The organism is Bradyrhizobium sp. UFLA06-24 (assembly GCF_054967145.1).
In genome coordinates this window covers 1-6256 of the sequence record NZ_JADFUE010000136.1, presented here as the reverse complement: position 1 = coordinate 6256, position 6256 = coordinate 1, and the positions used below count along the sequence as shown (strand labels likewise).

Below are 6256 nucleotides of genomic sequence, written 5' to 3'. Positions count from 1 at the left end.
AGCCGAGTTTCAGGTGCCGGTCGAGGACGTACTGGCTGTTGGAGACCACTGCATCGACCATCCGGGATGCATAGAGGTGCGGCAGGGTCATCGTCGAGCACGAGAGGCAACGCTGCTCGCAGGTCGCGCCTTTGCTGAAGAGCGTCGATCGCTTGCAGATCAGCGAGTAGTCGCGCAGCGTATGGACGATCCGGATGTTGCGGCGCTTGGCCTCCGCCCACAGGGACACGGAAAATCCGGTCAGGTTGTTGGTGTGAACGACATCCGGCTTCTCGGTATCGAGAATGGCGCCAAACCGCTTCGCCGCGCGTCTATTCCAGGTATCGCGCAGGTGCCATCGCAGGCGGTCCAGACGCGGCGGCTTGCGGTCCTGTCTGAACGGCCAGTAGGCGTTGTCGATCTGCACTCTGTAGGTGCGGATGCCGTTGCGATCGCCCACCGATACGTCGCCGGCCTTCTGCAGGCTGACGACGGCAACGTGATGGCCATTGCGCATGAAGGCTTCTGCGAGCAGCGATACCGATACCTCGGCTCCGCCCATGATGTCGGGTGGATAGAGCGTGTTCACGATGAGTATCTTCAACGATCGCCTCATGCGTTGATCGATGACGGGGGCGCACCTCGCTTGCCATGCAACAGCTGGCTCTGCAATCGCATTCGGTCCCAAAACGGCGTGAACGATTCACACCGGGACGAGACCGAATCGTCATCCGATATTCAAGAAGCAGGCCATGGAGGCTCGGTCCGGATCTCCGCGATGGAAGAATCCGGGCCGGGCCGCGCCAGATGAACGTGCGTCGTCGTTGTTACTTCGAGTTGACCACGACGCTGGAGATGTTCGACGCATTCGTCGAGGCCGCATCCAGCGGGTTCATCAGCTTGATAAATTCAGTCGATGGCGATTCCGCGACCGAAATCACGTCGTGATCGCGCATCCTGAACGTATCGGCCTGGAACCAGCCGTCGGGCTTGCTCATATCGAACTTGTAGACGGCGGGGACCGTCTTGGTCGGGAATTGCGACACGTCGATCCCGATGCGCTCGAGCAGCGGCTTCGGCTCGAAGCGATAGACGTAGATCGACTTGGAATCGGCACGCGCGCCGTCGAGACCGCCCGCCTTGGCGAGTGCCTCGGCCAGCGACATGTTGTCGTTCTCGAAGGTGAAGCGGCGGTTGTTGGTGCCGCCGATCGAGCCCGGCGACGGCGTCGAGCCGAACGCCATGTAGACCCTGGGAATGCGGGTGAGGAAGACAACGTCGCCGGGCGCGAGCAGCACATCCTCGTTGGGGTGATGCACGACCGAGGACATCGACTCGCTGTAGGTGCGTCCTTCGCGCTTGATCGTGACCGTGCTCTCATAGGACGGATATTTGGGGCCACCGGCGCGCGCGATCGCACCCATCAGGCGAATGCCGCCCGGGTCGACCGGAAAGCGCTGCGGCGAGTTGACTTCGCCGAGCACGCTGATCTGGTTGCCGCGCTGCTCGGCGACGCTCACGACCGCCTGCGGGTCGATGGCGCGATCCTTGAGCCGCTCGCGGACGATGTTCGAGACAGCGCGCGGCGTCAGTCCGGCGACCTTGATCGATCCGGCGTAGGGGATGTTGATGTTGCCGGACTGATCGACCTGTTGGCGCGGAATGTCGACGAAGTTGCCCGGCCGCACGCCGGCTTCGCGCGGAATGAACAGGCCGCCCGCCTGGGCTTCGTAGACGGTGACGGTGACGATGTCGCCGACGCCGATCGTGACGTCGCGATAATTTCCGCCGGGGAGATGCGAGAAGATCAATCCCGAACTGTCGGTGAAGGCGTTGGTTGCCTGCATCACGGCGGGATTGACCGGCATCAGGGCATAGGCGAGCGGCGCGCTCGGCTCGGTAACCAGCGCGGCATTGGTGTGCGTGGCCACGGCATCGGGTGCATCGAGCGGAATGACGTTCGCGCAGCCCGTCAAGGAAATGCCAACCGCAGCAATGGCCAGAATCCGGCTAATCCCGAAGTCCCAATGAATTTGTTCGGTCGCCGTCAATGTCATTTCCTCACTCACGTAAAATCTGATTTACCGTAGCAACCAACCTCATGCTGAGTCACGGCTACGTCTTCCTGTTTATGGTAAAGCAGCTATGGCTGTGACCTTATTGCAACTTGTGTCTCTGCGAACCTGTTTGAATGGCTGTCCAAAACTTGTGCGGACCCTTGTCATTTTTCTATGCAATGCGCAAACCGGACATGCGCGTGTCAGATCGGTGTCACGATTAAGGCGATTTGATCGCGCGCGAAAGCACGCTCTGAACTTCAGGCGCGAGATGCCGAGCCGAAGTGACTCTGCGTTGCATTTTGCGGGCCCGGTTCGTCAACCTGCGTTGATCTTCGACAGCGGCATCCCGCAGCATGACGTCCATCGAGCGTTTTCAGGATCGGAGATTGTTCGGGAAGTCGGACTGCAGCTTGGCCTCTTGTCCCGCCTTGTTCTCGCCGCTTTGCAAGACCTCGGCATACACCTGCGAGAGCGCGCGGTGGGTCTGCTCGATGTCGTAGAGGCGGATGAAGCGCTCGTATCCGGCCCGGCCGATTGCGGTCAAATCCAGCTGCGCTGCGCGCCGAAATCCGTCGATCAGCTGTTCGGGCGAGACCTCGTCGCAGAGCACGCCTGTCACGCCGTCTTCGACGATTTCGGGTAGCGCGCCAATGCGGAACGCGATGATTGGCTTGGCTGCCCGCATGGCCTCGATGGCGACGAGGCCGAATGCCTCCCAGCGCGAAGGGATCGCCACGATGTCAGCCTGGTCCAGTTCGGCCTCGATCTGGTGACGGTCCATCCAGCCCAGCAGTGAAACGTTAGCCGGCAGGTCGCTGCTGCGGAATTTGCTGATGACCGACGCGCCGATGAGGCGCACATCGAGGATATCTCCGAGTGCGCGCGCCGCCTCGATCAGGAGATCATATCCCTTTTGGCGGTCGAGGCGTCCGATGAAGAGAACCTTGATCTTCTCCGAACGCGACGGTGCTGCGCTCGTCTCGTGCGCGGGGCGCTGCTTGGAGATTCCATTGTGCACCAGGACGAGGCGTTTTGCCGCAATGCCGACCCTGATGGCGTCGGTTCGCTCGCTCTCGGAGATGCAAACGATGCGATGGGTCAGCTTGGACAGCAGAAGCTCGGTGAACTCGGTCACGGCGCGGCTGAGGCGGCCGGTCTCGCGGCCGAAGGCCCATCCATGCGGACAATAGACGATGCGCGAACGCCGGTAGGCCATCCACAGGGCCGGACGGACGACGAGTCCGGCGAACGACGAATGCAGGTGAATGATGTCAGGCCGCTGCTGCCGAACCGCACGCATGGTTGCAGATAGCATCGCGAACAGGCCGAGGGCATTGCGGCCTTCGCGCGGGAAGGTGGTGACGGCGTCATCCTCGATGTTGACGAGGTCATCGCGATGGTCGGACGGAACGACATAGCTGACGTTGCCGCGCCCGAAGCTCGCGCGCTGGTGCGGATGAAGCTCGTTCAGATAGGTCGCAATGCCGCCTCTCACCGTTTCGGCGACATGCAGAACCTTCAGGCCGCGGGACAACGGTCGATCCTTCCTTGTCTTGCACAAGCCACCTCTAACGCCTCCAAGCAGCAAGATTTAGGCCGCGTCATCGTGCTGTTCCGCCGGGGCCGGTCTGCCGAACCGGCTTGGCGAGCACCTGGAGCATGGCGGCAGCTGATTTGGTCCATGAATATGTCGCCAGACGCTCCCGCTGTTTCGCTTGTTCCAAGGGAGAAATCCTGCCGAGATCAATCCTTTCGCGCATTTTCGCCGATAGTTCGTCGGCATCGAGGGGATCGAAGTAGACAGCAGCGTCGGCGCAGGTCTCGCGGACGGCCGCGGCGGAACTCGCAATGACCGGGCAGGCGAAGTACATCGCTTCGAGGGGCGGGATGCCGAAGCCCTCGTACAGGCTCGGAAAAACGAACGCGGCAGCCCTGGCGAACAGCGCGGCGACATGCTCGTCCTTGAGGCGGCCCGCGCGCACGATCCCCCCGCTCGACTGGGTCGCACCGCCTCCGAAAACCTTGTCGTTGTCGCCTCCGACCACGACCAGCGGAAAATCCGCGCGGCCGAGCCGTTCGGCTGCGCGGATGGCGGTGTCGACATTCTTGTTCTTCGTCATCGAGCCGACAAAGAGGAAAAATCGATGGGGCTCGAGGCGCAGCGATTCGATGATCGAGAAATCTGGCTCGACCGACGCGAAGTGCTCCGCGCTGTTTGGAATGATGGGGATCGACGCCGGATCCAGCGCGAGCACGCTGGCAAGTTCGTTGCGTGAAAACGTCGAAACCGTTGCAATGGTTGCCGTGCGTGCCAGCAAGCGGCCGAGCGTCCGGTGCAGAGCGAGGTATTTCCGGCTGAAGAAGTCCGGCCGCTTGAAGACCTGGGCGTCGTGAATCACGACGAGATGGTCGCGGTGAAGCACGGGGCCGGAATTGGCGAGACTGATGAGGCGCGTGCCGGCGGCCGCGCGCGCCAGATCGATCTGATCCCACGCATGTCCCTGCAAGGTCCCGACTTGCTTGACCTTGATGCGGCGAAGTTCGCCAAGCGTCGTCGCAGCCGGCGGCACGAGAATCTGCCACTCTGCATCCAGGAGTTGCGGCGCGGCATTGCCGCTCGCCAGCAAGCCGTCCATCGCTTTGACGATCTCGGCGGCGTAGCGTTGCACGCCTGTCAGCGACTGCGTCAGGAACCTGCCGTTGATAGAGAGTTTCAAAAGTCTAGCTTTTTCTTTGCGGGTGTTGTTGCGTGTATGTTGCGCGAACGCTGCCTTTAGACTGAGCATTCGCGCCGAAATATATGCGCTCTAAGACGTGTAGCTCATGTGACGTTGGCGTGCGAACGTCCACACAGGCCGATAGCATGCAAGGCTGCGCGATGCCATCATGTTTCCTACACATTTCGATGCGCTTACATGGACCGACTGATTTGACGTGTCGCGAGTGTGCAAACCTTGCCTCTGATGCCCTGGTCTGGCATTGCTTCGCGCAACGAACGAGAGGACGACTTTGCGACCAGTGATCGTGACCGGCGCTGCCGGCTTTATCGGGATGCACGTTTGTGAACGGCTGTTGGCCCGCGGCGAGCAGGTCGTCGGCATCGATTCAATCACTCCCTATTACGATCCGGCTCTGAAGCGGGCGCGGCTCGCAACGCTCGAGCCCATCAAAGGTTTCAAATTCTACGAGATCGATCTTGCGGATTTCGCTGCGGTGACGCGCGTGTTCGACGAGGTCTCGCCGGATCGCGTCGTGCACCTTGCAGCCCAGCCCGGCGTGCGTGCCTCGATCGACGATCCCATCACCAGCATCCGCGCCAATTGTGACGGCTTTGTTACCGTGCTCGAAGCCGGCCGGCGCCGTGGCCTGGCGCATCTCGTCTATGCCTCGTCGAGCTCGGTCTATGGTGCCAATCGCACCTTGCCGTACTCGACCGAGCAATCGGTGAATCATCCGGTCAGCCTGTATGCCGCGAGCAAGAAGGCCAACGAGCTGATGGCGCACACCTTTGCGCATGTCCACAAGCTGCCGGTGACCGGGCTGCGCTTCTTCACCGTCTACGGCCCGTGGGGGCGGCCCGACATGGCCGCATGGCTGTTCACGCGCGCGATCTTCGCTGGTGAGCCGATCAAGATCTTCAACAACGGCGATATGTGGCGCGACTTCACTTATGTCGACGACATCGTCGAAGGCGTGATCCGCACGCTCGATCGGCCTGCGACGCCGAATCCGGCGTGGAATGCGGAAGCGCCGGAAAATTCGTCGAGCTCTGCATCGTATCGCCTGTACAACATCGGCAACAACAGGTCGGTCAAATTGCTCGAGTTCGTCGAGACGCTGGAGAAGATCATCGGCAAGCCGGCGATCCGCGAACTGCTGCCGATGCAGCCCGGCGATGTCCTGGAGACGCGGGCCGACATTTCGGCGCTCCAGCGCGACGTCGGTTTCGCGCCGTCGACGACCATTGCGGAAGGTCTCGGCCGCTTCGTCGAATGGTATCGACAGTATCATCGTATTTGACCCCCTGACATGAGTGACTCGCAAGTGTCTCAGAAGATCATCCCCCTGATCATGTGCGGCGGCGCCGGCACGCGGCTATGGCCGGCCTCGCGCGAGGTGCGCCCGAAGCAGTTCCTGCCGCTGTTCGGCGCGCGCTCGACCTTCCAGGACACGCTGCTGCGCGTCTCCGACGCGGCGCTGTTCGACCGACCGATCGT

The 6256-nt window shown here is 61.7% G+C and carries 6 protein-coding genes; 2 read left to right on the top strand and 4 right to left on the bottom strand.

Annotated elements, in window-relative coordinates; translation table 11 throughout:
• The 4 genes from IF809_RS37725 to IF809_RS37710 all read right to left on the bottom strand — a co-directional run.
• The coding region (locus tag IF809_RS37725; RefSeq protein WP_462840015.1) for a glycosyltransferase at positions 1-583 on the bottom strand (583 nt) is incomplete at its 3' end.
• 223 nt (positions 584-806) lie between these two features.
• Positions 807-2030, bottom strand: coding sequence for a polysaccharide biosynthesis/export family protein (locus IF809_RS37720; protein WP_453992687.1), 1224 nt, complete (start codon positions 2028-2030; stop codon positions 807-809).
• A 382-nt stretch (positions 2031-2412) separates the two neighbouring features.
• Positions 2413-3573, bottom strand: a complete 1161-nt coding sequence (locus IF809_RS37715; RefSeq protein WP_462840014.1) for a glycosyltransferase — start codon at positions 3571-3573, stop codon at positions 2413-2415.
• A gap of 67 nt (positions 3574-3640) precedes the next feature.
• Positions 3641-4756 carry a glycosyltransferase family 4 protein gene (locus IF809_RS37710; RefSeq protein WP_462840017.1) on the bottom strand — a complete coding sequence of 372 codons (1116 nt, stop codon included), beginning with the start codon at positions 4754-4756 and terminating at the stop codon, positions 3641-3643.
• A 292-nt stretch (positions 4757-5048) separates the two neighbouring features.
• Here IF809_RS37710 and IF809_RS37705 point away from each other — a divergent pair, with 292 nt between their 5' ends.
• On the top strand, positions 5049-6059 hold the full coding sequence (locus IF809_RS37705; protein WP_462840013.1) for an NAD-dependent epimerase: 1011 nt from the start codon (positions 5049-5051) through the stop codon (positions 6057-6059).
• Between the two features lie 24 nt (positions 6060-6083).
• Positions 6084-6256: sugar phosphate nucleotidyltransferase (locus IF809_RS37700; RefSeq protein WP_462840016.1), on the top strand; the 173-nt coding region annotated here is incomplete at its 3' end.